Below are 595 nucleotides of genomic sequence, written 5' to 3'. Positions count from 1 at the left end.
TTGATACTAGCGCACCAGCCGCCCCAGTGGTGAATGCTGGTAACGGTACACAAATTACAGGTACTGCCGAAGCTGGCGCGTTAGTTAGTATTGATGTAGATGGTGATGGAACGCCTGATTACACGGTTACCGCCGATGGCGCTGGTAACTGGAGTATAACGCCTGATACCCCATTGGCTGATGGTGTTGAAGTGACAGCCACAGCTACTGATGAAGCAGGTAATGAAAGTGCGCCAACTGCAGATACCGTCGATGCCGCAGCCCCTGCAGCACCAGTCGTGAATGCTGGCAATGGCACCGAGATCACAGGTACTGCCGAAGCCGGTGCGTTAGTTAGTATTGATATAGACGGTGACGGTACACCAGATTACACCGTAACTGCCGATGGCGATGGTAACTGGAGTGTGACGCCTAATACGCCGTTAGGCGATGGCGTAGAGGTAACGGCAACTGCCACCGACGAAGCTGGTAATGAAAGTGTACTGGGCACAGATACTGTTGATGCCACAGCGCCTGTAGTAACTATTAATGATGTCACCACGAATGACACTACCCCTGAATTAACAGGCACGGTAAACGACCCAACAGCCACAGT

The 595-nt window shown here is 52.1% G+C and carries 1 protein-coding gene; it reads left to right on the top strand.

Annotated features, from left to right (window positions below; all coding sequences use genetic code 11):
- The coding region (locus tag Q4561_RS19785; RefSeq protein ID WP_303462972.1) for an Ig-like domain-containing protein at nucleotides 1-595 on the top strand (595 nt) is incomplete at both ends.

The sequence above is a fragment of the Alteromonas sp. 1_MG-2023 genome, assembly GCF_030547075.1.
In the GTDB taxonomy this organism is placed as follows: Bacteria; Pseudomonadota; Gammaproteobacteria; order Enterobacterales; family Alteromonadaceae; genus Alteromonas.
The sequence above is the reverse complement of the archived record's forward strand: the minus strand, read 5'-3'. Positions and strand labels throughout refer to the sequence as shown.